Source organism: Nonomuraea sp. NPDC003201, from assembly GCF_053590415.1.
Window position 1 is genome coordinate 1 of the sequence record NZ_JBSFTC010000716.1, and the last position, 1,635, is coordinate 1,635.

The 1,635-nt window shown below is 73.8% G+C and carries 3 protein-coding genes; 1 reads left to right on the top strand and 2 read right to left on the bottom strand.

From position 1 onward, the window contains the following. On the bottom strand, positions 1–275 hold a 275-nt coding region (locus tag ACWDX9_RS63060), incomplete at its 3' end, for a LysR family transcriptional regulator (protein WP_449973409.1). A 70-nt stretch (positions 276–345) separates the two neighbouring features. On the opposite strand from ACWDX9_RS63060, the gene ACWDX9_RS63065 reads away from it, so the two are divergent. Then, positions 346–1,032, top strand: coding sequence for a CTP synthase C-terminal region-related (seleno)protein (locus tag ACWDX9_RS63065; RefSeq protein ID WP_449973410.1), 687 nt, complete (start codon positions 346–348; stop codon positions 1,030–1,032). A 3-nt stretch (positions 1,033–1,035) separates the two neighbouring features. On the opposite strand, the gene ACWDX9_RS63070 is transcribed toward ACWDX9_RS63065, so the two are convergent. Further along, entirely contained in the window at positions 1,036–1,488 is a 453-nt protein-coding gene (locus tag ACWDX9_RS63070; RefSeq protein ID WP_449973411.1) for an SRPBCC family protein, read from the bottom strand. Between the last annotated feature and the right edge of the window lie 147 nt (positions 1,489–1,635).

Consider the following 1,635-nt stretch of genomic DNA (forward strand, 5'->3'; position numbering starts at 1 on the left):
CCCCGCCGGGGCCCGGGCCGGGCGGCGGCGCGCAGCACGTCGGCGCAGGCCGCGCGGTGGCGCAGCAGCAGCGGCCCGGCGTGCTCCAGCAGCCGCCGGCCGGCCTCGGTGGGCTCGACCGGGCGGCGCAGCAGCAGCGGCAGGCCGAGGTCGGCCTCCAGCGCGGCGATCTGCTGGGAGACGGCCGACTGGGTGTAGCCGAGCTCGGCGGCGGCCGCGGAGAACGAGCCGTGCCTGGCGACGGTCACGAACGTGGTCAGCAAATGAGGATCCATCAGTGTTGCTTATAGCAGGTCCAGAAATCATCGTTGGCGCTTAACCAGAGGTGGCGGTCAGGATGGGGACATGAAAATCGCCCTTGTGGGGGATCGGTCCCCCAGTGTTCGTTCGCATGCCCGGATCCCGCTGGTCGTCGAGGCGCTGCGGGAGCGGGACGGCATCGCGCTCGACCCGTACTGGATCGCCACCACCGACGTGTCCGGCCTGGAGCGCTTCGACGGCATCTGGATCGTGCCCGGCAGCCCGTACCGGGACGAGGAGGGCGCGGTGGAGGCGGCGCGCGTCGCCCGCGAGCATCGGATCCCGCTCCTGAGCACGTGCGCGGGGTTCCAGCACATGCTCCTGGAGTTCGCGCGGCACGTGTGCGGGCTGGACGTGGCGCACGCCGAGAACGAGCCGGACGCGCGGGAGTTCCTGCTGACGCCGCTGGCGTGCTCGCTGGCCGGGCACGAGGGGCGGGTGCGGATCGCGCCCGGGACGCTGATGGAGCAGATCATGGGCGGGTCCGTCACGATGGAGTCCTACGTCTGCTCCTACGGGCTCAACGAGACCTACACCCGGACGCTGGCCGAGCACGGGCTGGTGTTCTCCGGGCACGCCGACGACGGGGCGGTGCGGGCGGCCGAGCTGCCCGGTCACCCGTTCTTCGTGGGCACGCTGTTCCAGCCGGAGCTGTCGGGGGACGGGCGGCGCGCGCACCCGGTGATCTCCGCCTTCGCCGCCGCGGTGGCCCGCCAGGCGGTTCACATCTGACCTTCACGGGTTCGGGGGCGGCGCCTGGGTGCCCGGGGCCAGCAAGCCGGACAGATTGCGCAGCGAGTGGCGCAGGAGGGCGACGCCGACGGGGCGGGCGAGCGGCCACAGGGCCCAGCCCAGCGGCCCGAACGGCAGCCGCAGCCGCTCGGCCCAGATCACGCGGCTGCCGCCGTCCTGGGGCCGGATCCGGATGGCGCCGTGGCCGCGTACGAACCGGCCGGTGTGGGTGACCAGCACCAGCGTCGGGGGCTGCCAGGTCGTGATCGTCATGGTGTCCAGGAATCCGAACGGCCGCACTCCGGTGTAGGCCTCGACCGCGTGCTCGCCGACCTGGCGGGCGTCGGTCATGAACATCCACTCCCGGTGCCGCGGCCAGTCGGTGATCAGCGCGAACACCTGCTCCGGCGGCGCCGGGACGTGCACGGCGGCGCCCGCGTAGACGTACCTCACCATGGACCTCCGGTGGCCAGCTCAACGGCACGGGCGCGGTCGAGGGCGCGGCCGCGGGCGAAGGCCGCGGCGAAAGCCTCCTCGCCGAGCTCGTCGCGCAGGCGCGCCGCCACGCGGGCCACGTCGGGGTTGGCGGCGTCGGGCGCGCCG

Coding starts and splice junctions, on each gene's coding strand:
- ACWDX9_RS63065 (WP_449973410.1), top strand. CDS start 346: ATGAAAATCGCCCTTGTGGGGGATCGGTCCCCCAGTGTTCGTTCGCAT.
- ACWDX9_RS63070 (WP_449973411.1), bottom strand. CDS start 1,488: ATGGTGAGGTACGTCTACGCGGGCGCCGCCGTGCACGTCCCGGCGCCG.